Raw genomic sequence first — 24257 nt, 5'->3', positions numbered from 1 at the left:
GGTATTAGGGTAAAACAGGTCAGTGCTAGGCTGAAGCTGGATCATTTAAAGTTAAAAAGAAAAAACCTGCTGGCAACTACCAACAGGTTTGCAAATACGTTTTAATTTTTCTTAAAATCTACTGTTTCTTCATTTTCTAACCAGATTTTCGTTTGACTAGGCTGGGTTTCTGCAATGATTTTTCCTTGGCGTATGGAATGAGTTACTGTTGCCTGCTTGCGAATGGCTTCATATTCATTTACGGCATCAAGAACAATGAAGTTTGCTGGTTTTCCAGCTTCTATACCGTATTGATCTTCCATATGCATTGTTTTCGCACTGTTTATGGTGATAAGATCCAATGCATTGATGATTTGTTCATACCCCATTAACTGAGAAGCATGAATTCCCATATGAAGCACCTGAAGCATATTGCCAGTTCCAAGGGGATACCACGGATCAAAAATATCATCATGCCCGAAACTGAGATTCAATCCTGCTTCTAATAATTCCTTGACACGTGTAAGACCACGGCGTTTTGGGTAAGTGTCAAATCGCCCTTGCAAGTGAATATTTACTAATGGATTAGCAACAAAATTAATCTTAGACATTTTTAACAAACGAAACAGCTTATACGTATATGCATCGTTATAAGACCCCATAGCTGTCGTATGGCTTGCTGTCGCTTTTTCCCCAAATCCACGCTCATAGGCTTCTAGTGCTACTACTTCTACAAACCGAGATTGCTCGTCATCAATTTCATCGCAATGAATATCAACTAGTCGATCATACTTTTCTGCAAGATCAAATACTATCTTCAGCGACTCCACTCCATACTCTCTCGTAAATTCAAAATGAGGTATCCCTCCAACCACATCTGCCCCCATTTTTACCGCTTCTTCCAGCAATTCTTTTCCTTTTGGGTAGGATAAAATGCCTTCTTGAGGAAAAGCAACTATTTGGATATCTACATAATCTTCCATTTCTTGTTTCATTTCCAACATTGCTTTCAGTGCTGTCAGTTGAGGGTCTGTTACATCAATATGGGTACGAACATGTTGAATACCCTGAGCAATTTGCCACTTTAGTGCTTGCTCGGCTCTCGTTTTCACATCTTCGTGCGTTAACATATCTTTTCTCTGGGACCAGCGTTGAATACCTTCGAACAACGTACCGCTTTGATTCCATTCTGGTTCGCCTGCTGTCAGCGTTGTATCAAGATGAATATGTGGTTCAATAAAAGGTGGCAAAACGAGCGAACCATTTACATCTAATACTTTTCCCTCATACCGATTATTATCAGCCGGTAACACAGAAAGGATTTTATCATTTTCAACTGCAATATCCCACTTGCCATTTTTCCCCCGTAAAGTGGCATTTTTAATAATCATTAATGACCCACCTTCTCTGTATTTGATAGAATTACTTTTTCATCATTCCTATTCGTTACCATTTTTGTAACTACAACATGTACCATTGCAGAGCTGATTAAAGCATTAATTGGTGGAATTCCCGGCACAAAGGTTGCTGCTGTAATTCCACTAGCCCATGCAAGCATGGCTACCCAATTAAAAGATTTAAATTTCATATCGTTAAATATTGGATAGTTGCCACGATGTAAAATAAAAAAGTCTGCTAGTATAATGGCTCCAATTGGCGGTAAGGCCGAGCCAAGAACCGTTAAGAATCCAACAAAGTTATTATATAACCACATGGCGCCAATTGTACCAATGACTCCATTAACAATAACCATTTTATGCTTAGGTATCTTCGTAATATTAGATAATCCTAAACCAGAAGCATAAAGTGCATTGTCATTTGTCGTCCAAATATTCAATCCTAGCACGATAATAGCTGGTAAAATCAAATTTTGCATAAACATAACTTCGGAAATATCTGCCTGACCAGTTGCTATCGAGCCAATCGCACCAAACAAAAACATTAGCGAGTTGCCAATGAAAAATGCAATTCCTGTAGCTATAACTGCTGAGCTTTTTTTTCTTGCAAATCTAGTGAAATCCGGCGTCAACGTTCCTGCGCTAATAAACGATCCAATACAGATTGTAAGTGCAGCAGCTAAGTTGATTGCTTCCGCGGGCTGATAATTTAATAGTTCCTGCATACCACCGAGACTTTCAGTTGCTTTAAAAACAGATACCCCACCTAAGGTTGAGATTAACGGTACTGCAATAAAACTAACAATTGCCAATGCCTTCATTCCGAAAAATGCGGTAAATGTCATCAGTAAACCAGCAATAGCAATTAACCAATAAATATCTATTCCAGTCACTTTTTGTACCGGAACAGCAAACATCGCTGTCCCAACTCCAAACCAACCTATTTGTGTAAAGGCGAGCAAAAAAGACGATAAATAGGATCCTTTTTTGCCAAATGCGTAACGTGCAAGCAAGTGTGTAGATAATCCTGTCTTTGCTGCTATATATGCTAAAGCTCCGGTATATAAGCCGAGGATTAAATTTCCCGCAAGTACAATACCCATAAACTGAATGAAGGTCAGCCCTTGGCCCAATTCGCCACCAGACCACATACTTGCTGAAAAAAAGGTTAAGCCTAGCATTACTACAAGTGTATTCCAAAAACCTTTGCGGTGAGATGAAGGCACTGCTTCTAACGAAAACTCTGTATCTCGTTTTTTCATTGATAATTCCTCCTGGTTTTCGGTACCACAGGGACCCGGAATACGCGCATAAAAAACAGGCTTCCTGTCATAATATTTGACAAAGAAGCCTGCTGATAGAAATTTTTACCTATACATAAAAAAGATCTATCGCCATATCTGCTTTCCTTATCAGCCTCACAGGACCGAATTAAAGGTACCTTATTTTATTATTTATATTATGCAACTTCGTATTCAGATAGTCAAGAGTAAAATATTGTTATTTAACTAACCTTAATGATAATTGTTTCAGCAAACAACGGATACATCCCTGTCTTTTTCCTTCCATCATGAACCCGAGTATACGCGACCAAAGTCACCTTAAATAATTGGCTTTCTTTTTTAAATAAAACTGTATGTTATTCTTTTAATGAAACAAATTTAAACGCGTATTTTTTTGGATGGTAGTATACCTTGGAATATTCGAAAACCTGTCCATCTTTAAATACAGTAAAAGCTTTTAAAAACAATAATGGTTCGTCTCCATCTAAATGTAAAATCGTTTTTAACTCCTCATTAGGTAACATCGGTATTAACTCGCCGTACCTCCTATTGATGACATACCCCTTATTTTCAATATAATCATATTTCGATTTTTTTATTATGTCAATTGATAAATCGGGAAATAGCTCTACTGGTAAGAATGACTCTTCTAATAAATAAGGTTCTTCATCCGCAAATCTCAACCTTTTCATATAATAAACTTTATCCTTCGTTGTAATATTCAATATTTTTTGAACCTCGTCTGTAGGATCTGTTAACTTAAATTCCAAAACTTCATTCGTTGGGTTATTTTGTAATTTTTCCATTTCTTCAGTAAAACCTTGTAATTTAAGTATATTATGTTCTATCTTGTTGTGGCTAACATAAGTTCCACTTCCTTGAACGCTATAAAGCAATCCTTCTTCTATTAACAGTTTTAATGCTTGTCTAATCGTTACACGACTAACACCATATGTTTTTGCGAGCTTAGCTTCTGCAGGGATAGCATCTCCTTTAGATAGCTTGGCTAGCATGATATCTTCCCTAATTTTATTTGCAATTTGCCTATATAACGGCAAAGAATTATTCCACATAAAAGACCCTACCTCTCCAGTACTTTACTGTTCAGTTTACCATTTGCATACATATTTTCATAGCTATAGAACTTTTAATGATATTTGTATTAAAATTGTATTGTAATTGTATTATTATTGTGTTACCATCATAGTGATAAAACTGAAAGGGGTTTCACATATGAAGAAACAGAATCTAGTCATCGTTGGTGGTGGAAGCACCTATACCATTGGTATGATCATGAGCCTAATAGCAGAAAAGAAGAATTTTCCATTAAGCACAATTACGTTTTATGATAATGATTCTAAACGCCAGGAAAAAGTTGCTAAAGCAACCTCTATCATTTTAGATGAATATTACCCGGAGTTGAAATCCTTCACCTACACGACGGATATAGAAACAGCTTTTACCGGAATTGATATTGCTTTTATACAAATCAGAACTGGTGGACTTCCGATGAGAGAGCTGGATGAAAAAATCCCATTAAAGTATGGTGTAGTCGGGCAAGAGACATGTGGGCCAGGTGGAATGGCGTATGGATTACGCTCTATTAAAGATATGATAGAACTTGTTAACGATATTAAAAAACACTCTAAAAACGCTTGGATATTAAATTATACAAATCCAGCAGCAATTGTAGCAGAGGCTTTGAAAAGAGAATTTCCAAAAGATAATAGGCTATTAAATATTTGTGATATGCCGATTGCAATCATGCATAGCTTCGCATCTATGCTGAACAAAAACATATGGGATTTAACCCCATCGTACTTTGGCTTAAACCATTTTGGTTGGTTTACAAAAATTGAGGATAGTGAAGGGAATGATTTAACACAAACCATTAAAGATACCATTATGGATGAAGGCTTTTCACCTACGGATCAGGAAATTGCAAATGATCAGTCATGGCAACAGACATTTGAACAGGCAAGGAAAATGCTAATTGATTTCCCTGAATTTCTGCCAAATACGTACTTACAATATTATCTCTATCCAGACGATTTAGCTAAAAAAGAAATACCTACAAATACTCGTGCACGCCAAGTAATAAATGGAAGAGAAAGAAGAATAACCGAGCTTTGTAACCAAATCATTCAGGATAAATCCACTAGAAATGTCAAACTACATGTTGATATTCATGGAGTTTATATGGTGAAAGCAGCAGCTTCTTTAGTTTATAACTTAAAACAAACATATATCGTTATGGTTGAAAATAACGGAATTATCTCAAATATACCAGATGATGCAATGGTTGAAGTTCCAGCCTTGTTAACAGCTAGTGGTCCAAAGCCTTTCTCAGTTGGTAAAATCCCAACATTTTATAAAGGGTTAATTGAAAATCAATTAGCTTATGAAAAATTAGTTGCAGATGCATACTTTGAAAACAGTTATACCAAAGCTTTGCAAGCATTAACTTTAAATAGAACAGTTGTTCATGTTCCTACTGCAAAAGCTATACTGGATGATCTCATTGAAGCTAATAAAGGATATTGGCCAGAATTGAAATAAGGAAGGGCTTGCTTAGCTAGCTACGTATAAATCGGAGATCTTCTGATGAAATAAAGGGAAACTTCATTCAAGGAGGGCTTTTCTCACTCCATTTTTACCTTGACTTTTATAGCTGGTCTTAAAAAGAAGAACACTTTTTCTGATGTGATGCGTCGCTGTCGAAGCAACTCTGTCCTGGAAAAGGAAGCACTTTTCTGCGTGCGATGTATTGCTGTCGTAACAACTCTGTCCTAGAAAAAGAAGAACGCTTTTTCTGCGTGCGATGTCTAATCATGAAGCTTTCCTTGTCTGTCGTCTGAATGAATCGGGGGTTTAGGAGCCGTTTTTCTTATCGTACAAAAAATCATAAGAACATTTTTTAACTTAAGAAAAATACCGACCTTTACATTGGAATAAAAAAATAGCGACATAAGGAGGAGGTGATATTCACTTATCCGTAGAAAAATCGAAAGTACGAGTGCATAAGCTAGGTGACAATATTATTTTTAAAAAAGAGAAAGAATAGATAAACTATAATTTTTCAGAGGAAAAATTCTCATCATAAGGGAAGGGATAAAAGTGAAAAAGCTAATTATTAACGCTGATGATTTTGGATACTCGCACTCAGTTAACTATGGAATAGTCGATGCCCATACAGAAGGAGTGTTAACGTCCACGACTTTAATGACAAATATGCCAGGTGCAGAACATGCCTATGAACTAGGGGAAAAACATAAATCACTAGGAATTGGCATCCATTTGACACTTACATGCGGAAAACCTATTTTAAAGAATCACCACACCTTAGTAGATGCTGACGGTAATTTTAAAAAGCTTTACCACTACCGAAAACTATTTCATATTGATGCAAATGAGTTATATGCGGAATGGAAAGCGCAAATTGAATCATTTTTAGATACAGGCTTAATACCTACCCATCTAGACAGTCACCATCATATTAACAAATTAAAACCAATACTGCCTGTATTCCTAGAACTCGCCAAGGAATATAAATTACCAGTACGCCACAACTTTAAAATAAAGCCTGAATTTGGGTCGATTACTACTACAGATTATTTTGAATACAATCCCGAAATACTATTAGGAGACATAAAAACAGTTTTACACGAGTATAAAAAAGCACAAACAATAGAAGTCATGTGTCATCCTGCTTATCTTGATAAATCGTTAATGATAGGCTCTTCCTATGCGACACCTCGAATAGAAGAATTAGCAATGCTTCTACATCCCGATATAAAGAGCAAGCTGCAAAGACATTTTCAATTAATTACGTATCGTGAGTTACAAAAAGAGGAGGCCTAAAAGATGAGAAAGTTTATGCAAAAACTTGGTAAATCCATGCTTATTCCGATCGTTGCGATGCCGATAGCTGGTATTCTATTTAGAATAAGTGCAGAAGATTTATTAGATTGGCAGTTGTTTCAAGCAGCTGGAGTTATTTTTGCTAATATGGATATGCTCATCGCCATTGGTATCGCAATGGGACTAGCTAAAACAAAGGATCGTGGAATCCCTGCTCTTACAGGGTTTCTGGCAATAACCGTTTTAAATGAAGGATTAAACCTTATGAATCCTGACTTGGATATGAGTGTTTTTGGAGGTGTTATGGTTGGTTTAATTGCAGCTGGTATTTATAATCGATTTAAAGATACTAAGTTACCAAGTATGTTTTCGTTTTTTGGTGGTGAAAAGTTCCCCATTACAATGATTATTTTAACAATGATACCTGTCGCTGGACTTTTCTCTTTCATATGGCCTTATGCTCAACAAAGTATTGATTCATTTGCTCAATCTCTAGTTGGTCTGGGAGCAGTAGGAATATTTATTTTTGGATTTTTAAATCGCTTTCTACTTCCTTTTGGACTACATCATGTCTTAAATACGTATATCTATTTTGGTTTAGGAAGCTATGAAACTCCATCCGGAGAAATTGTAACTGGAGAAATTACTAGATTTTTGAATGGGGACCCAACTGCTGGATACTTCCTTGGCGGCTTTTTTATCGTCATGATTTTTGGAGTTCCAGGAGTTGCTTTAGCTATAACTCGAGCTGCTCACAAGAAAAAGAAAGCGGAGACAAAAGCGTTAATGAATTCTGGAGGTTTAACCTCAATTATCGCGGGAATAACTGAACCGATTGAATTTACCTTTATATTTACTTCGCCATTACTATACTTTATTCATTCCTTATATACAGGGTTAGCAGGAGCTACTTTATATTTATTCGGTATTAGACATGGATTTTCTTGGGGAGGAAGTGTCATTGATTATAGTCTGAATTTAAGTCTTTCTGACAGCGGTTTAATGATCATTCCTATTGGATTAGCATTTGGATTACTCTATTATTTTACATTTTATACGATTATTATAAAAAAGAATATAAAAGTAGTCGGTAGAGAAGATGATATGGAATTTGGTATCGAAACTAAAAAGAGTGAGCAAGAATTGGAGCTCTCTCACAATAAATTTGATTATATGTCAAAAAAGATACTTGAATATGTTGGCGGTAAACAAAATGTAGTAGACTACGAAAATTGTATGACACGTTTAAGATTAATAGTTAAAAATGTCTCACTAGTTGATGGAGATAAAATAAAACAGACGGGTGCACATGGCGTTGTAAAAATAGATAATGAACATGTGCAAATTATTATCGGACCAGAAGCTGGGACGGTTCTAAACGAATTTAAAAAGCATATGGAAGCAGAATGAATGGCTGCTGTAGAGAAGAGGAAACTACTCCCTTTTCTACAGCTTTCTTCCCACTAAGTATAGCATTGTATATGGTTAAAGTTGGCAAGTAACTACTTTTCTTCAACTTCTATGATTGCCGCAAGCTTCTTTTGTATGTTTTTCCATCCATTCAGGCTTCCCAAATTATTTAAATTCTTTAGTGATTACTTCTTCAACCCCTTAGACTCGATAACTTCTTTAATATCCTTTGCAAACTGACTAGCTAAATCCTTGGCAGACGATATGCTTTTCAAAAAAGTTATCCACCATGTAGAAACAGATTTAATTTCATAGACAATAAAAAAATGGAAAGAAATTACTTTCCATCTCCATAAATCTAAAATTATTTTATACATTTATTGTTTAATCAATTAATCATTATCAACCCTAATATTTTTTCCATTATCATATTAAGAATTACCTTTACTGCTCATTTATCTCTGAATACTAACACAACACTTAAGGAATAAATTCTAATTCAGATATTTTTTGCAATTCTTCAAGTAACTCTCTTTCCCCTCCGAATGCTTTCATTGCAACTCCAATCAACTGAATAAAATCACCGGTTACTACTATTTTTTGACCATTTATAAATAGTTCTTTATCTGTAGCTGATATTTGCTGAGAAACCCCTATACTTTGGACTAATTGTCCAATCGCTTGAACTAGGATTCCAGTAAAGACGTCTTGTTCTCCATCCACGTCTTCCTCATCTAGCGCTAACAATTTGGAGGTGAGAATTGTCTCTGCAATCAGACCAAATGTTTGTAACCAGACGGCTGCCTCTATCTGCTTCTCAATATTTTTCTTCAAGTCATCTTTTTCTTTTTTTTCATCGCTTGTAATTTTCTTGTTCTTATTATGACTTTTCATTTTCCTATCACCAACCCTCAATCCACTCCTTATGTAATACTCTATTCTCATTCGATTCATTTGGGACTATCCGTTATTTCATTCTTCAACCGTACGAATACATCATACTTATAATATGTTAGGAGGCTTGGCTAATTGCACACGTACTTATTATTTCCTCTTCAACTAAGGATAATATTTTTATAAACACAGAAACCATAAATAGAACAGCATGGATGGTCGGCTGAATATAACTTTTAAGTTGCCCATAAGCTGCCAAGCTTGCTCTCCATTCTAGGGATTTCAGGTGTAAAAGGCAAAAAGAAAGCGTTAACATTATAGTTAATTCATGATATATTATATTTGACTTTTGCTAACGATGGCAAAAGTGGAAAGGATTGATGGAAATGAAGAAACCTACTATCAAAGATGTTGCTAGATTAAGTAATACCTCTGTTCGGACAGTATCTAGAGTATTAAATGAACATCCTAATGTAAAAGAATCCACACGAAAAAGGGTCAAAAATGTTATTGAAGAACTGGATTTTAAGACTAATTTTTTAGCCAAGGGACTGAAGGAAAGAAAAACAAATCAAATTGTTATCTTTGTTGATCAACGTTCTGGTGACTATTGGGGAGCCTACCATAATGAAGTATTTCATGAAATACACCGTATAACAAAACAAAGTGAATATCGATTAGTTTTATCCCCATCTTCTCCAGATAGCTTTCATAGTAATGAAAATGATGGCTTTCACCTCGTAAAGCATAATCTATGTGATGGCGCAATTATCTTTGATCCTGTAAAAGACGACCAGAGGATAATGTATTTAAAAACGAATAAGATACCTTTTCTATTGATTGGGGATAGTGATCATGATTTTGAAGTTCCATATGTTGGTATAGACAATATACAAGTGGGATACTCAGGAACCCAAGCACTGTATACAGAAGGATACAGGTCCATCGCGCTTTTACTGGGAAATTCAAAATCAATTATTAATATGAAGCGCGAGACAGGGTATAGAAATTTTTGCAAAGAACATGGATTAAAAGAGACCGTTTACCATCATGTGTATAGTTTAGAAAGTGCATATAAAACCACTACAGATATTTTACGTACTAAGCCTATTGATGCAATTTTCATATCCGGAGATGAAAGAGCACTTGCGGTTTACCAAGCGATTAAGGAGTTCGGCTTAACAATTGGAAAAGATATCGGCGTCTTGGGTATCGATAACATTAAAATGAGTAAATATTTTTATCCACCTTTATCTACTATATCCCAACCAAAGTATGAAATTGCACGAGCAGCTGTAGATCTACTAATTCGACAAATGAATTCTAATAAGAACAGCATACATCAGCCCGAACTAAAACCAACACTTGTAAAAAGGGCTTCTTATTAGTTTTAGTTAAATTGGTAACCTCATAGTATAGTTGACTTTATTTCCATCAAAATTATTACTAATTGGAGGAACTTAAAATGAACTATATGAAATACAGTAGTGAAGTGAAATCCGCAATAAAATCTGAAAAGCCAATAGTTGCACTGGAATCAACGATTATTTCTCACGGTTTTCCCTACCCGCAAAATGTTGAACTTGCACAAAAAGTAGAATCAATAATACGTCAACAAGGAGTTGTGCCTGCAACCGTCGCTTTAATTAAAGGTAATATCTGTGTAGGTCTAAACGATACCGAAATAGAATTACTCGGTCAATCAACAACTGCTTTTAAAATAAGTATTCATGATATTCCTAGGATACTATCAAGTAAAAAGGTAGGCGCGACTACAGTTGCAGCAACTATGTATGTAGCTGAACTTTCAGGGATTCGTTTTTTTGCTACCGGAGGATTGGGGGGAGTTCATTATGGTGTAAATGAAACGTTTGATATTTCGGCCGATTTGCCAACGTTGGCAAAGTGTAAAGTATGTGTAGTTAGTGCTGGCGTAAAGTCTATTTTAGATGTGTCAAAAACCATTGAATATCTTGAGACACTAGGTGTACCGATCTATGGTTATGAAACGGATAAGTATCCTAACTTCTACACACAAGATAGCGGGTTAACAGTAGAAAAAATAGATCAAGCATCTCTTATTAAACTTCTGAAAACACAAGATAACATGAACTTGAACTACGCTACTTCCCTGGTTGTTCCCATTCCAAAAAAAGATGAACTTAATCCAACCTTAATAAACAAAATTATCCAAGATGTATGGAATGAAGCAAAAGAAAAAAACGTAACAGGAAAAAAGCTAACTCCCTTCCTTTTAGATAGAATTCGTAAATTGACAAATGGAAAAAGTGTCGCTGCCAACATTTCCTTAATGTTAAATAATGCTAAAATTGCAGCTGTTATAGCAAAGGAGTATGCAAAAAATGATAACTGTAATTGGTGATTTAGTAGTGGATATTATAGTGAAGAAAGAAAATACGAATTATGCAACTGACACAAAAGGGATGATTCATTTTAAACCTGGTGGACAAGCCAATAATGTTGCAGCTTATATCAGCAGAGAAGGAAGAATGCATGTTGATTGGTAAAGTTGGAAACGACCCGTTTGGGGAATTTTTAATCCAAAAAAGTATAAAAAGTGGAGTTCAGCCCAAGATCTCTAAAGTAGATCAAGATAAAACCGGATCTATAATTGTTATGATTAACGAAAATAATGGTGATAGGTCAATGGTTTCAGATAGAGGAGCCAATTTAACTTTAAATCATAAAGATATCCCCAATGATTTAGAAGCTGAACTCATTTATTTATCTGGATACAGATTTTTTGACGAAAATACAAGAACCGCTGCATTTAAAGCAAAACATCAGGCACAAATGATGGAAAAAATGATAGCTTTAGATCCTAGCTCTATTTTTTTTCTAAAAGAGCACAAGAAAGAATTTCTATCTTTCATAAGAGGAATTACTTTTTTCTTTCCAAATTATGAGGAAGGTGTTCTATTAACCTCTCAATCTGAACCATTTGCAATCATTAAAAAGCTAAAATCGATTGTTAAATACCCGATTTTAACATTGGGTGATCAAGGATGTATATACTGGGATGGAAAATCAATTAAACATATACCTGCTCTAAAAGTCGAAGCTATCGACACTACAGGTGCGGGAGATTCTTTTGTAGCTGGATTTTTAGCAGCTTACCAAAAAAAGCAAGATATAAATCAATCCATAAAACATGCTATAGAACTTTCATCGACCGTTGTTACATCTATTGGTGCTCACTCTTTTTGAAAGCGCTTTATTAATGTGATGGAGATGATCTGGTAGCAATATATAAACTGGAGACCTTCTGACGAGATAAGTGAAACTTTATTCCGTGGAGCGCTTTTTACACGGAAGGTTAGTACCACAAGGGTATGACCTAAAGGCCCTTGAACGAATCGGGCATTTAGGTGCCGTTTTCTCACACTTCGACTTCTCCGTTTTCTCTACCATCTTGAAAGGGGGAGACTTACGGCACCTTACATGCGGGATAAAGTGAAACTCATTCCGTGGAACGCTTTTTACACGGAAGGTTAGTACCACAAGGGTATGACCTAAAGGCCCTTGAACGAATCGGGCATATTGGTAGTTGAGTCCTCCACCTTAACCAGGTTTCACCTCGTAGCATCAGAAGGGCAGGTCTTGCTGCCAGTGACATATGGGAAGAGAAAATATGAACCTGTCCTTAGATGTATCCATTTGAATACTTAAGATTAACTACTCCCACTCTAATTTTGGATCTTTTGTGACACAGTCGATATGCACATCTGCATGAATCGTACCACCAAATGTATGATTAGAACCAAACGCAACATGTACGGTATGATATGCCTTTTCGTCTTCTAAAATATTTCCAGTCAATCTCGCTTTATAATTCGTACCAATCCCGAGTTCTGCAAGCATTCTTCCTTGTTCCTCACCGAGTAATGCGAGTAATTTTTTTCCTTTTTCTCCTGTGGCATGTATAAGTTTTCCTTGTTCAATCGTGAGTGTGATTGCTTCATTTAATAAGCCTATTCCAGCTATTGAACCATTGATTTCAATTGAACCCTCTGCCATTCCTTCCATTGGAGCAATATAGGCTTCACCAGATGGAAGGTTTCCAGATGCACTTGTTTCTCTAAATACCCCAGTACTAGCTATCCCTCGCCTTCCTTTAATCGGAATTACTAACTTATTTGCCTCTCCCGTCAAAATCGTTACAGATTTGGCAGCTGTCAATTTTTCCGCCATCGCTATGGTTTCTTCTTCTACCCGGCTGTAATCGGCACTCATCGCACCTTGCAAGAACATATCCTCTGTAATACCAGGCATTGTAATAACACTAACTCCTTTAGCATTCGCTTCTTTTCTTGCCACCGTATGCGTTAAAGAATGCTTTGTAAGGCAAAATACAAGCCTGTATCGCAGCATAAGCTCAGCAGCTTCTTTTGGTGGCTCTTCTCCTGATTTTGAACGATCCTCCATCATATAGAAAGTAGATGTCCACCCATCTTTTTTTAATGCTTCATTAAATTTTTTGGCTAATTTTTCTGTCGTTCGATCTGTTAGAACGAGTATTTTTTCAGTTTTTTCAATCTGGATATTATTCTTCATTAGTCGGTTTACGGTTTGCTGAAATGCTTCCATGTTTATTTCCTCCTTCTCTCTCTAGAAAAGTATACACTAATTAAAACAAAAATTAATGCGAATACTGTTCCCGCTACTAGATTTTCATTTAATAATAAAACACCTAATAAAATGGTGGTAATCGGCATTAAATAAGTGATTAATAAAGCAAAAATAGGGCCAGCTTTCTGCACAAGATAAAAATACAGCAGATTGCCAATTCCTGAATTAAATACCCCTAACATCAACAATGCGCCAACATTTTTAATGTCCATGAAAGCTTGGTAACTGGATGGCTCGATGAATATCATAAATAAGCCTGAATAGACGCTTCCTGTAAGCAACGAAACAAACGAAATGGTATACACTGTTACATTCCTTAAATACTTGGATGTGAAAATTGCCGATAACGCATATAAACTAACTGCTAACAATAAAAGAACCGCACTGCTAAAGGTAAAGTTAATCTTGTCAGAGGTACCTAAAAAGAAGGCTACAAGTATCCCGCTAAAGCCGATAAGCACACTAAATATTTCTTTTTTACGAAGCGGTATTTTTAAAATAAAGAAGCTGAAAATCACGCCCCAAATTGGACCAGTCGCATTAAGAACCGCACTTATTGTAGTATCAAGCCCTTTTTGACTAAAACTCATAAATACCCAAGGGATACCCGTACTTAATAAAGTAATCCCTATTAACAGGAGGACATTTTTAAAATCCTGTTTTTTTCTCTTCCATAAAAAGAAAGGGAGTAACGTCAGACCTCCCAACAGACAACGATAAAATACGATAGAAACAGGATGAAAGTCTGGCAATACCATTTTTGTAAAATAGAAAGTAGAACCCCAAAGTAAGCTTAAAACAAATAAAGCAATGACAGGCATTTTTTATCACCATTTCCTTGTTCTCCGGACGTAGAAAATAGACTCGGCATTCCCGAATCTATTTTTCTACGTATTCTAGAGCGATACGGGCAGTTAAAGTGCGCGGCAGGATAACCGGCAAACCGCTTCCAACTATCGCCATTTTTTTATGATGTTCATTATACCCCATACAATCGAGCACAATAAGATCTGCCCTATGCTGTTGCAAGCGTTCAGCAGCTCCTTTCACATCACTTTTTTCATAGGGAGAGGCAACTTCAGTTATTAGCGTTAAGTTACAAGTTGCCCATTTTTCAATTAAAGTCTCCTTCTGTTCTTCTAATGGAATAATTAACCCTAATACCCCAGTTGGTGAAATAGCTTGTACTGTATGAGTTAGAATCTGATCTGGATAAATAATCGGCTTGGTAGCATTTAAAGTCGGGAAATCACCTGTACAAAGCATCATAACTACTTCTACGCTCATTTCTAATTCGGTGAGTTCTCTTTGTAAAAGCGGAAGGAGCCTTTGTTTTCCTATCTTTACAGCTTCCCCATTCCTTAATCTTGATATATAAGTTTGCTCCATTAAATCTGGCGATATTAACTGCATATCTTCCATTTTCAGCCTATCTAATGCTCCACGCTCGATTAGCTTGATTTCCTCACCGAGTATCTTTTCGAAAGATGGCATTACGTCCGTTCTTGGGGACTGACCAATGGTTAACACACCAATTAACCCTTTACTCATTTTTATTCCCTGCCTAATGTTTGTAAATGCTCCATGGAGCCATATTTAGCTTCTAAACGGGCAAATTCCTCCACATCATAAAACTCAAATTTTCTCTGTGTATACTCTTTAGCAACTTCAATGCTAAAGCGAACTGCTTGCGCAATGTCGACTTCATGACTAGCACCTGTTCCACATCCAGGGACCGCAGTTTTTGTCGTAATTGCTAAACCAACGACAGGTGCACTTGTTGCTACGGATGGTTGTAAAATACTATTGATATGATAGATATCATTCCCGTATGGAGTAATATCTTGTGTTGTTACAGCAAATGTTACTGGCAAATCACCTGTTGTCATTTCCATAATACGAATTAAATCATTGCTAAACTTTAAAATATATCCAGATTTTACTGTTGGGGATAAAGCAATTCCTCGGTGATTAAACACCTTGTTGCCTTTCGTTGTATCAATCGAAATAATAGCATCCATTTCAGGAACTACTTCATATTGATTCATCGTTAAAATATCAACTGGAGACCCCATAAATTCAACTGGTTCATGTGGCTGAGTTGGTGCATTTGGGCAAATATGAGTAGTTACGTATACGTCACCCGGCAGCCGATCACCTTGTTCCACCATAGCTGCTAATTTTAATGCTGTTGCTACAGCAGCGACTGCACCGTCACCATCAGATACGAGGCCAATTCGGCTTGGTCTTGCACCTAATCCTCCTAGTCTGCCAACAATACCTAATGTCGGAGCAGAACCTCCACTACTCTTTCCTTCCGTACCTTTTATAATAATTTTAACAAAATCAGTAGAACCACATTCACCAGTTACTGTCGTATACTCTGCTTCTACATGCTCTTTATCGGCAAATAAATCTATTACCAGCTTACCGCTTACATATGAACTATCTAATAATTCCAAAGCTTCTAGTGTGTATTTTAAAGACATTTTCTAAACAGCTCCTTAAACAATCTTCTTTTGAATATAGGGTTCAATAACTTTTAGCAATTTTTCATTAAACATAGTAGTACTAAGCTTCAAATTTTTCTTTGGTATGGTAATAACAGTAATCTCCATCCCGTCTTGAATTTCTGCACTTACCAACGGCATACCTGTATTTGTATCAAATGTCATAATCAGATCTGGAAAAGTACTTCTTCGATAGCCTAATATTTCTACTGTCATGTATTCATTCCAAAACGTTAACTCAAGGTCATGATCTACATGTACCGTCCCAATGTCAAAACCACCTGTTTTATTTAAGGAAAAGTATGTTACGATACCTGAATGAATTATTCTTCCTTTTAGATGGCTCGTTACTTGCTTAATTCGTTTTAATCCTTTAGGCGCTGATAAAAACAGTTCTCCAAGTTCCATCGCTTGACTAATTCCACCGATGGCAGCATGTTCCTTAACATATTTTATCTGAACTGGATTTCTGCATACCGCAACCATACCACCTGCTTGAACGGATACAGAGCGGACAGCACTTGCTGCCGCATCAAGACTGGCAATAACTGTTCCCTTTACCTCTTTTGCTCCTTTCCCGCCTGCAAAGGTCTGGATCGAAACATACTCTGATACTTCTGACAGATTCATCGATCCCATCGAACCCGTTGGATGAGCTCTACCGTTACTAGGTGCATCTAAAATTGGCAAGCCCGTTGCTGCCGCTTGCAGCCAGCCATTAATTGTGGTACTTGCTCCATTCTCATTCGTCATTAACGCTTTAATCGGTTTGTTACATTCCATTTGCATTCGTTCTACGGTTTCAATTAACTGCTTAGAATTAATATACATCTCTTTGGCAGAAGGGGCGCCAACTAATGAAACACACGCTACATAGTCGTCATCTTTCAATTCATCAACAGTAATCAATTCCGGCCCACTGTTTTCCAAGAAGGCTAACTCCGCTTTCTCCAGACCATCATGAATCCAGCCTCCTCCTCCACCACCTAAAATACAACCACCATACACAGCATTTTTTGCATCATTTCGTGTTAGTAATTTTCTTGTCAATTAGATACAACCTCCCTTATTTTACTTTCCATATGGATGAAAAGAAGCTATAAATAGCGTCCCCAGCGATAAATCCGGCAGCTGTTGTATACATCGTATTTTCAGCCTCTGGACCTTTAACCTTCAGCACAATCGTACGAATTAATATTCCTGCCATTACAGCCCACCCCGCAATTGGATTAATGATCAAAAGACCAGTTGCTAAGAGAATCCCCATTTGTCGTTTTGGCCCGCCGATTAACTGAATGATTGCACCAGGAATGGCCCAAAGTAATAAAAGCATCCCTACATTTCCAGTTAGACCGGACTCTATTGTAATGGCATATGTTCTATCTACAGGCGGCACTAAATCCTTGGCAAAAAAGTTATTTGCAAACAGACTGACCATAACCATTGCTACTCCAAATCCTATTAATGCACTCTTTAATTGTTGTCTTCTTCCAAATAACTCTTGTTCAATAGAAGCGCCTTTACGAATAATTACCCCCGTTTTAAAGTCATAACCTAGATCAGCAAATGCTGGCCCTGTTGCTGCTGTATAACCTGTTAATAGAGCAAGAGCGACAGGTGGAAACCCTAGCAACATGCCAATAATTAAAGAAATTAACGTTACTGCAAAGGCTGGAAACCATCCGGAGTGCATCGCAGCAATTCCTACAATAATCTCACTTGCTAAGGCGGCAAAACCTGCGAATAAGACAAATAGGATTACTTGCCAAATCGGCATATCACCGATAATTCCTGCCATAATTGCTACTACAACAGCCCCGATAACATAAAGGATATACCCGAGTCCAAATCCCATTTGAATATCTTTTTCGTTTCTTGTATTCTCATGGTTTTCATCTTGGAGGATTTTTTTTATATTTTGTTTTTTAGATCTTAATAACACTAAAATGAATTGTAATAAGGCTATCATTCCAGCACCAATCATCATTCCATGTGGTATATAATAAGCACTTAAATCCACTCCAAATAATTGGACGGAATATCCTCGAAGCAATAATCCTAAACCAAACATGGTTAAAGCCCAGATATTTCCGATAAACGCTACACCAAAGGCAGACATAGAAATACCGAAATGTGAGCCGATCATACCACCTAAAATTCCTAGTCCTAAAAATTTAGCTTTCGCTCCACCTTCATCTCCAGCTTTTAGTGCCTCTGCAGTAGCTACTCCTGGTGGCCATACTTCATCAGCACTGAAAAGTTTTGTATCGAACACTTTATAAAGGATGAATGTATCAATTAATAATGCTACACCTGCTCCAACTAACATCGGTACGATTAACTCAGGCATGCCCATTACATAAGGAATCCCAACTGGAATAAGAAGGCTGTTAGCCGCCCCAAACGTGGCAGCAGAAATCGTTGTTTGCACTAAGTTCTGATTTTCTAATGAGCGATACTTATAAAATAATTGCATTGGAATTCTGGCGATCAACATAGCAATTAGAGCACCTATAATGGAGGTGTTGGGAGTTATCCCAAGAGATGTGATCAATTGCATACCAATAATTGCACCAAATAGAGCTACAATAATGGAAAAGATAATAAATGTAAGATCAAATGTTTTATTCTTCATTCCGGTTGTTCCTTTCTAAATAATTGATATGCAATTCCTTGGGCTTCTACTAAGTCAATCACAGGAACTTCTAGATGCTTTTGTAAATACGCTTTAAGGCGAATCGTAGAAAAACCAGTACAAGCAAATAAAATGACATCCGCACCAGCTTCTAAAGCCTTATTGATAACCCGAAGCAATTCAGGCTTGGCATACTGTTGAAATAGGTCTGTCGTTTTTCGCAAACGTGGCGAAAATGCATAATTATAAAATGTTTCACCTAACTGTTTTTTCATTGTCGGTGGAGGTTGCTCTGTTATTCCAACTACCGCCACTTTACTTCCCACCATACTCGCTGCATGTGCTCCACATATACCTGCGCCGAATACTGGAATATCTACAGCTTGTCTTGCCTCTTTTAGCCCGGGATCTGCGGCACAACTTATTGTAATTGCCTCGATTTCCTCATCCTCAGCCATTTCTTGTGCTAAAGCGACAATTTTAGGTATAGCGGCCTTTTCCGATTCATCGTCATAAATGCCATTAGACTGGGAAGCAATACAGCTCGACTTAGACTCAATCCCGTATAATTCGGTTAAACGACTCCCATGCTCCTCTAAGACTTGATTGTCTTTTGTAGTTAGTACTCTTATAATTCCTAGCATACATTCACCCCTTTGTATGATTATAAATTTTTAAACAATTCGTAGGAATGGAATAAGTGGGAAAAAATCAAACCCAAAGTTTTCCCATTTTTTCTTTTTTATAGTATGTGTTCAACAGAAAAATAAATGGATAAGTTGGAAATACCGTCGTTCGTCTTTTCGTATTCTCTATAACGTAGAAAGGGGGTTTAGGACCATTAGATACGGGATAAAGTGAAACTTCAATCAGTGGGGAGTTCTTTCATCCCACACTGATTGTTAGATGAACCAATCGGGCTTTTAGGTGCTGTTATCTACCACTTCGACTTGGTGCAGTATGGATTCTCCAATTCTTGAAGTGGGAGTCTTACAGCACCTTATATGCGGGATAAATAGTAAAAAAGTAGAAGGCTTCCCAAAACTAAAAAAAATGCCTTTATCTCCCCCCCTATGGTCGCTTTTTTATTCGTTGAACTACCTTAAAAATGAAACAACTCTAGCTTAAATCGAAACAACTCAACCTCCTTAAAAATCAATATTCTAAGCTTATAAAACATCGTTGTTTCTAAACAAAAGCTAGAAGGTTCGGTTAGCGGCATACCATTGGTGACCTTCTAAAGCAAAAACTTTGAAACAGGGGATTCCGACGCCCGAGCGGCAAGCCCACTTCCTTTAGATTCGAGCCAAAGTTGACTTACCCGTAGGAAGAAAAATGGAGTTTGCTAGCAACACGAGCGCTTAAGCTGGACGAAGAACGCTTCAAAAAAGTGGATTCACCAGTCGTAGAATTTTATTTTTCAAGCCAAAATAGCGGCATTCTTATCCAAAATGATAAGAATGCCGCACTTTTAGTATTGTTTAGAAAAACTTGGTTTGGCGCAAGTGTTTATGGCGAAAGCTATCGTTTTTCAAATACGATAAACAATAAAGTTTTATACGTTCCTATAGTGTAAAAAAACGAAATTCATCATCTATTTTTCTGTTAACAAATGATACATAAACGGTTTACGATCACGTAAATAAGAAATTTCGGTGCGGTATTTGCGAATATCTTCAAGATCAATCTCTATTACCTCGACTGCTTCTTTATCTTTAGGCAACTCTTTTATAATCTGCCCACGTGGATTACATACCTTACTTTTACCAAATAAATGCAGTCCATGTTGGTCACCAACGCTATTTACACCAACTGTAAATAATACATTTTCCAAAGCACGCTGCGGCAGATTTAAATCCCACATATCCTCATCTTCTATTCTCCATGCAGAAGGCACAAAGATAATATTTGCTCCTTGTAAACAAAGACTTCTAGATACCTCTGGAAAGCCCGCGTCATAACAAATAGCAATGCCGATTTTTCCAAAGTCTGTATCAAATACAGGAAACTCTGATCCTTCTTTAAAGTAAAATCGCTCTAATGCCCATAAATGGGCTTTTGCAAAACTTCCAACTATTTTTCCTTCTCTGTCAAAAACAAAAGCAGAATTATAAGCCACTCCTGCCAGCTCTCTTTGTTCCACAATCGGAGCAATGACATATACGTTATTTTCTTTTGCTGCTTGTCTCAATATTTTTACACTTTGTTGAAAATATTTTAAACCTAGTTCATTTGTTTTTTCCTTGAGATAAGCCAAATGATAGCCGGTAGAAAAGAGTTCTGGAAGACAGACGATATCACTTCCTTGCGATGCTGCCTGTTTAATCAATTTTGCAGCTTTTTGTAAATTAAACTCTACATCACCAAGCTTTGCCTCCATTTGAATAATGCCAATGGACACTTTTTTGGTCAACGAACTCAACTCCATTCTGTTTTTCAGTTAGATAACACTTTATTGTCAAATGCTTTTTCTAAAGCGTGATACAATAAGCCAGCTACAATAATTGAATTAATTGGTGCAATTCCAAATCCCCATTTTGAAGATAGGTAGGCAGCAACTACCCCGCCAATCCAGGCAAAGATTGCCAGCCAATGGATTCCTTTTCGGATAACAAGCTTCTTTTTCTGAATAATATAATACTCTACCCAAATCACACCGGCGATTGCTGACACAGTCATACTCAGAAAGCTTAAAAACCCTTGAAAGGCATTAATAATATTAAATGCCGCTAAAATGATACCCACACTTCCTGCAATTAACGTTAAATAAATTCGTTTTACATTTGGGAAAATATTTTTTAAGGCTAGTCCACCTGAATAAGCATTAGCTAAATTCGTAGACCAAGCAGCAAGGATTAATACGACAAAAGCTACCCAGTTAAATCCTAATGATTTTAATACTTCCGTAATATCTGTAGTCAATGCATTGACAGACATTATTCCGGCTGCAACTTGTTGAAAAAATGTCACTAATGCTACAGCGATAAATCCCACAATAACGACATCTTTAATTCCGCGTGTATAGCGGAGATAATCAGGAGAAATAACTGCACCTACAATAATTAAGCCTACAACAATATCAATGCCTTTAATCATTGTCATTGGGTTTTCCGGAGTATAATCAAGTACTGGACTCATCCCCCCACCTTGATCAATCGCTTTAATAAGTGCCCAAACAATTAACACAATTAGTGGTGGAATCGCAATATAATTAAACAATGCCATCGTGTTAAACCCATATGCTGCAACTACCACCATTAAAATTCCTATAATGATTACGGTTAACGTTAAGTTGATATTAGGAAATATTTGCTTTATTGATAGTCCAGCAACTCCAGCTTGAATACCAAACCATCCAAAACTGGTAATTCCAAGGATTAATGAAATAATCCAAGTTCCACCAATTTCTCCAAACGCCCCTTTAGCTATAACGTACGTATTTACCCCTTCACGGCTGCCAATATTTCCTTGAATAATGAGAATTGCCATAAGAATAAGATTCCCTACAATGGAGACCCAAATCAAATCCTTTAATGTTAAACCGGTTATTAATGTACTTCCTACCATTAAAGCAGAAATAGCAATGTTTGTCCCAAGTACGTTAAATAATGGTGCTTTCCAACCAATTCGTTCGCTTAGTGGAACAGGCTGTAATATTAAATCTTCTCTTTCTTCCATATAATATTCCACCTTTATGTTTACGTTTTTATCTTAACATTTATCAAAAGCGTATGAAAAATTTATTTATACAAGCATGCTGTTCAAAACAGCAACCAAACGACGGGTAGAAAGAGGAGCGAAATTTGCTCCAGCTTTAACCCTTAAGCTAGACGGCAATTTTCAAAGTAGAAACGGAAATACTACTTAAACAATCAAAATCTTTCTTTAGAAATCATCTAAAAATAAAATTTATTAGTGCATGTCCAAAAGAATTCAACGAAACGTAGTTCATAAATACTACCTCGTATAATGAAACTTCACTCAGCAGGGCTTTCCCTTACTGAAGTTAGTACCGCAAAGGCATGCGGGATAAGATAAGCCAGCCAACAACAAAATGTACATGTTGAATCATCTCGATCATTTCAATAGCTCACCTGCTGCCTTTACACTTATACGTGTTGCATTACCAGGTAAATAAGCTAGTGGAACATCTTCAATTTCAACAATTTTGCAAGTATCAGGATTTGCACCAGCAGCAATTGCTTCCTCAATCGCTAAGTGTTTCGCTTCTTCAATTGCTTCAAGACGTCCGAATTGATCTAATGAATAAATGCGTTCTACTTGTCCACTAACCTGACTTATCGCTGACCCAATAGCATTAGCAACACCAAAATTTTCAGGTTTATAAACGTGGGAAGCTCCCTTTAATTGCCCAGGAAATAAAACACTTCCACCACCAACGAGAATGACAGGTTCAGGTTCTCCACTTGTTTTCATTTGATCAATAGCATTCTCTACCATCGCTATCATTTGTTGATAAATTTTTTCCAGCAATAGGACATCTAAATGTGCCACATTATTGTAATCTCCAATATTTGCTTTTCCTAAGAAAACAGCAATATCCGTAGCTGTTAACGTGTCACCACCAAACACCATTGCTTTCTCCTTCAGACGATATCCAACACTATCTGGACCAATTGTATATGTGTTATCTTCCTTAATACGTATGATGGTGCCGCCTCCTAAACCAATTGAAACAAGATCAGGCATACGGAAATTAGTACGAACTTTACCAATTTCAACAGCTAACGCTGATTCACGCGGAAAAGTGTCTACCAATACACCTACATCTGTCGTAGTACCTCCGACATCGACAACAATCCCATTTTCGACATCTGACAAATAAGATGCACCACGTAGACTATTTGTTGGCCCACAAGCAATCGTGTAGATAGGGTATTTCATAGCATATTCCACTGACATCAGTGTGCCATCATTTTGTCCAAAATAAACTTGACAGTCAATTCCTTCCTCATATAGAGCAGCGATAAATCCATTAGCCATCGCTTTTGCAACATTAACTACAGATGCATTTAAAATTGTTGCATTTTCGCGTTCAATAAGACCAACACTACCGATTTCAAACGACAAAGAAATAGGAATATCATCACCTAATACTTCTTTTACAATTGCCTGAGCAATTTCTTCATGATCCTGAGTTACAGGCGAAAAAATCGAAGTAATCGCTACAGAATCTACCTTTCCTTTCATCTTACTAGCAGCATCATAAATTGCTTGTTTATCTAATGGAACAATTTCTCTCCCGTCATATTCATGTCCGCCGCGAACAAGATATACTTCGTTACCTAAGCGTGACTGTAAATCTTCTGGAAATCCGATAAGCGGTTTAACAGCCATACTAGCAGGAGCGCCAATACGGATAATCCCAACTTTATTTAAATGTTTGCGCTCAACGATGGCATTGGTACAATGTGTAGTACCAAGCATAGCATGCGTAATTCGTTGTGTTGGAATATCAGCTTGTTGCACAACTTCTTTTAAAGCTAATAAAATCGCCTCACTAACATTGTCTTGTGTAATTATTTTTGTCGCTGAAATTACCTCCATAGCTTCATTTAAAATAACCGCATCTGTGTTTGTCCCACCTACATCAATTCCAATCCGATAGGAGCTCATT

General features: G+C 36.9%; 23 protein-coding genes. 8 read left to right on the top strand and 15 right to left on the bottom strand.

Annotation, left to right across the window (positions count from 1 at the left end; translation table 11 throughout):
• Window positions 1-101: 101 nt before the first annotated feature.
• The 3 genes from JNUCC74_RS04685 to JNUCC74_RS04675 form a co-directional block, all read right to left on the bottom strand.
• Window positions 102-1370, bottom strand: a complete 1269-nt coding sequence (locus JNUCC74_RS04685) for a cytosine deaminase (RefSeq protein ID WP_454067110.1) — start codon at window positions 1368-1370, stop codon at window positions 102-104.
• Entirely contained in the window at window positions 1370-2638 is a 1269-nt protein-coding gene (gene codB, locus JNUCC74_RS04680; RefSeq protein WP_454067109.1) for a cytosine permease, read from the bottom strand. The genes JNUCC74_RS04685 and codB overlap by 1 nt, the downstream gene beginning before the upstream one ends.
• 377 nt (window positions 2639-3015) lie before the next feature.
• Window positions 3016-3732, bottom strand: a complete 717-nt coding sequence (locus JNUCC74_RS04675) for a GntR family transcriptional regulator (protein ID WP_454067108.1) — start codon at window positions 3730-3732, stop codon at window positions 3016-3018.
• A 160-nt stretch (window positions 3733-3892) separates the two neighbouring features.
• Between JNUCC74_RS04675 and JNUCC74_RS04670 the strand changes: the two genes are divergently transcribed.
• The 3 genes from JNUCC74_RS04670 to JNUCC74_RS04660 all read left to right on the top strand — a co-directional run bounded on the left by JNUCC74_RS04670 (window position 3893) and on the right by JNUCC74_RS04660 (window position 7930).
• A complete protein-coding gene (locus JNUCC74_RS04670; protein ID WP_454067107.1) occupies window positions 3893-5218 on the top strand; it encodes a 6-phospho-alpha-glucosidase in 1326 nt (441 codons plus the stop codon).
• 558 nt (window positions 5219-5776) lie between these two features.
• Complete coding sequence (chbG, locus tag JNUCC74_RS04665; protein ID WP_454067106.1) at window positions 5777-6520, top strand: chitin disaccharide deacetylase; 744 nt, start codon at window positions 5777-5779, stop codon at window positions 6518-6520.
• A 3-nt stretch (window positions 6521-6523) separates the two neighbouring features.
• On the top strand, window positions 6524-7930 hold the full coding sequence (locus tag JNUCC74_RS04660; RefSeq protein ID WP_454067105.1) for a PTS transporter subunit EIIC: 1407 nt from the start codon (window positions 6524-6526) through the stop codon (window positions 7928-7930).
• A 480-nt stretch (window positions 7931-8410) separates the two neighbouring features.
• Here JNUCC74_RS04660 and JNUCC74_RS04655 read toward each other — a convergent pair whose 3' ends face one another.
• Window positions 8411-8824 (bottom strand): hypothetical protein, encoded by a 414-nt coding sequence (locus JNUCC74_RS04655; RefSeq protein ID WP_454067104.1) that lies wholly within the window; start codon window positions 8822-8824, stop codon window positions 8411-8413.
• Window positions 8825-8942: 118 nt separating this feature from the next.
• Window positions 8943-9083 (bottom strand): hypothetical protein, encoded by a 141-nt coding sequence (locus JNUCC74_RS04650; protein WP_454067103.1) that lies wholly within the window; start codon window positions 9081-9083, stop codon window positions 8943-8945.
• A 127-nt stretch (window positions 9084-9210) separates the two neighbouring features.
• Here JNUCC74_RS04650 and JNUCC74_RS04645 point away from each other — a divergent pair, with 127 nt between their 5' ends.
• The 4 genes from JNUCC74_RS04645 to JNUCC74_RS04630 all read left to right on the top strand — a co-directional run bounded on the left by JNUCC74_RS04645 (window position 9211) and on the right by JNUCC74_RS04630 (window position 12052).
• Window positions 9211-10212, top strand: coding sequence for a LacI family DNA-binding transcriptional regulator (locus JNUCC74_RS04645; RefSeq protein ID WP_454067102.1), 1002 nt, complete (start codon window positions 9211-9213; stop codon window positions 10210-10212).
• A gap of 77 nt (window positions 10213-10289) precedes the next feature.
• A complete protein-coding gene (locus tag JNUCC74_RS04640; protein WP_454067101.1) occupies window positions 10290-11207 on the top strand; it encodes a pseudouridine-5'-phosphate glycosidase in 918 nt (305 codons plus the stop codon).
• Window positions 11188-11352 (top strand): hypothetical protein, encoded by a 165-nt coding sequence (locus JNUCC74_RS04635; RefSeq protein WP_454067100.1) that lies wholly within the window; start codon window positions 11188-11190, stop codon window positions 11350-11352. The genes JNUCC74_RS04640 and JNUCC74_RS04635 overlap by 20 nt, the downstream gene beginning before the upstream one ends.
• Window positions 11339-12052, top strand: a complete 714-nt coding sequence (locus tag JNUCC74_RS04630) for a carbohydrate kinase family protein (protein ID WP_454067099.1) — start codon at window positions 11339-11341, stop codon at window positions 12050-12052. The genes JNUCC74_RS04635 and JNUCC74_RS04630 overlap by 14 nt, the downstream gene beginning before the upstream one ends.
• A gap of 468 nt (window positions 12053-12520) precedes the next feature.
• On the opposite strand, the gene JNUCC74_RS04625 is transcribed toward JNUCC74_RS04630, so the two are convergent.
• Genes JNUCC74_RS04625 through JNUCC74_RS04595 form a run of 7 tightly spaced genes read right to left on the bottom strand, consistent with a single transcriptional unit; the run spans window position 12521 to window position 19263 of the window.
• Window positions 12521-13432, bottom strand: a complete 912-nt coding sequence (locus tag JNUCC74_RS04625) for an aminopeptidase (RefSeq protein ID WP_077319730.1) — start codon at window positions 13430-13432, stop codon at window positions 12521-12523.
• Window positions 13433-13434: 2 nt separating this feature from the next.
• Window positions 13435-14295 carry a DMT family transporter gene (locus tag JNUCC74_RS04620; RefSeq protein ID WP_454067098.1) on the bottom strand — a complete coding sequence of 287 codons (861 nt, stop codon included), beginning with the start codon at window positions 14293-14295 and terminating at the stop codon, window positions 13435-13437.
• A 58-nt stretch (window positions 14296-14353) separates the two neighbouring features.
• Entirely contained in the window at window positions 14354-15025 is a 672-nt protein-coding gene (locus JNUCC74_RS04615; protein WP_454067097.1) for an AroM family protein, read from the bottom strand.
• Window positions 15026-15027: 2 nt separating this feature from the next.
• Window positions 15028-15963: a DUF1177 domain-containing protein gene (locus JNUCC74_RS04610; RefSeq protein ID WP_077319727.1), complete on the bottom strand. Its 936-nt coding sequence runs from the start codon at window positions 15961-15963 to the stop codon at window positions 15028-15030.
• A 15-nt stretch (window positions 15964-15978) separates the two neighbouring features.
• Entirely contained in the window at window positions 15979-17034 is a 1056-nt protein-coding gene (locus tag JNUCC74_RS04605) for an S-methyl thiohydantoin desulfurase domain-containing protein (RefSeq protein WP_454067096.1), read from the bottom strand.
• 16 nt (window positions 17035-17050) lie between these two features.
• Entirely contained in the window at window positions 17051-18619 is a 1569-nt protein-coding gene (locus JNUCC74_RS04600) for an OPT/YSL family transporter (protein ID WP_454067095.1), read from the bottom strand.
• Complete coding sequence (locus JNUCC74_RS04595) at window positions 18616-19263, bottom strand: aspartate/glutamate racemase family protein (RefSeq protein WP_454067094.1); 648 nt, start codon at window positions 19261-19263, stop codon at window positions 18616-18618. The genes JNUCC74_RS04600 and JNUCC74_RS04595 overlap by 4 nt, the downstream gene beginning before the upstream one ends.
• Before the next feature lie 698 nt (window positions 19264-19961).
• Between JNUCC74_RS04595 and JNUCC74_RS04590 the strand changes: the two genes are divergently transcribed.
• On the top strand, window positions 19962-20195 hold the full coding sequence (locus JNUCC74_RS04590; protein WP_454067093.1) for a hypothetical protein: 234 nt from the start codon (window positions 19962-19964) through the stop codon (window positions 20193-20195).
• An 18-nt stretch (window positions 20196-20213) separates the two neighbouring features.
• Here JNUCC74_RS04590 and JNUCC74_RS04585 read toward each other — a convergent pair whose 3' ends face one another.
• The 3 genes from JNUCC74_RS04585 to JNUCC74_RS04575 form a co-directional block, all read right to left on the bottom strand.
• A complete protein-coding gene (locus tag JNUCC74_RS04585) occupies window positions 20214-21032 on the bottom strand; it encodes a nitrilase-related carbon-nitrogen hydrolase (protein ID WP_454067092.1) in 819 nt (272 codons plus the stop codon).
• 23 nt (window positions 21033-21055) lie between these two features.
• Window positions 21056-22297: a cytosine permease gene (locus tag JNUCC74_RS04580; RefSeq protein WP_454067091.1), complete on the bottom strand. Its 1242-nt coding sequence runs from the start codon at window positions 22295-22297 to the stop codon at window positions 21056-21058.
• 399 nt (window positions 22298-22696) lie between these two features.
• Window positions 22697-24256: a hydantoinase/oxoprolinase N-terminal domain-containing protein gene (locus JNUCC74_RS04575; protein WP_454067090.1), complete on the bottom strand. Its 1560-nt coding sequence runs from the start codon at window positions 24254-24256 to the stop codon at window positions 22697-22699.
• Window position 24257 lies beyond the last annotated feature (1 nt).

It is taken from the genome of Cerasibacillus sp. JNUCC 74 (assembly GCF_053667775.1).
The sequence above is the reverse complement of the archived record's forward strand: the minus strand, read 5'-3'. Positions and strand labels throughout refer to the sequence as shown.

Coding starts and splice junctions, on each gene's coding strand:
- JNUCC74_RS04685 (WP_454067110.1), bottom strand. CDS start 1,370: ATGATTATTAAAAATGCCACTTTACGGGGGAAAAATGGCAAGTGGGAT.
- codB (WP_454067109.1), bottom strand. CDS start 2,638: ATGAAAAAACGAGATACAGAGTTTTCGTTAGAAGCAGTGCCTTCATCT.
- JNUCC74_RS04675 (WP_454067108.1), bottom strand. CDS start 3,732: ATGTGGAATAATTCTTTGCCGTTATATAGGCAAATTGCAAATAAAATT.
- JNUCC74_RS04670 (WP_454067107.1), top strand. CDS start 3,893: ATGAAGAAACAGAATCTAGTCATCGTTGGTGGTGGAAGCACCTATACC.
- JNUCC74_RS04660 (WP_454067105.1), top strand. CDS start 6,524: ATGAGAAAGTTTATGCAAAAACTTGGTAAATCCATGCTTATTCCGATC.
- JNUCC74_RS04655 (WP_454067104.1), bottom strand. CDS start 8,824: ATGAAAAGTCATAATAAGAACAAGAAAATTACAAGCGATGAAAAAAAA.
- JNUCC74_RS04645 (WP_454067102.1), top strand. CDS start 9,211: ATGAAGAAACCTACTATCAAAGATGTTGCTAGATTAAGTAATACCTCT.
- JNUCC74_RS04640 (WP_454067101.1), top strand. CDS start 10,290: ATGAACTATATGAAATACAGTAGTGAAGTGAAATCCGCAATAAAATCT.
- JNUCC74_RS04635 (WP_454067100.1), top strand. CDS start 11,188: ATGATAACTGTAATTGGTGATTTAGTAGTGGATATTATAGTGAAGAAA.
- JNUCC74_RS04630 (WP_454067099.1), top strand. CDS start 11,339: ATGTTGATTGGTAAAGTTGGAAACGACCCGTTTGGGGAATTTTTAATC.
- JNUCC74_RS04625 (WP_077319730.1), bottom strand. CDS start 13,432: ATGGAAGCATTTCAGCAAACCGTAAACCGACTAATGAAGAATAATATC.
- JNUCC74_RS04620 (WP_454067098.1), bottom strand. CDS start 14,295: ATGCCTGTCATTGCTTTATTTGTTTTAAGCTTACTTTGGGGTTCTACT.
- JNUCC74_RS04615 (WP_454067097.1), bottom strand. CDS start 15,025: ATGAGTAAAGGGTTAATTGGTGTGTTAACCATTGGTCAGTCCCCAAGA.
- JNUCC74_RS04610 (WP_077319727.1), bottom strand. CDS start 15,963: ATGTCTTTAAAATACACACTAGAAGCTTTGGAATTATTAGATAGTTCA.
- JNUCC74_RS04600 (WP_454067095.1), bottom strand. CDS start 18,619: ATGAAGAATAAAACATTTGATCTTACATTTATTATCTTTTCCATTATT.
- JNUCC74_RS04595 (WP_454067094.1), bottom strand. CDS start 19,263: ATGCTAGGAATTATAAGAGTACTAACTACAAAAGACAATCAAGTCTTA.
- JNUCC74_RS04580 (WP_454067091.1), bottom strand. CDS start 22,297: ATGGAAGAAAGAGAAGATTTAATATTACAGCCTGTTCCACTAAGCGAA.
- JNUCC74_RS04575 (WP_454067090.1), bottom strand. CDS start 24,256: ATGAGCTCCTATCGGATTGGAATTGATGTAGGTGGGACAAACACAGAT.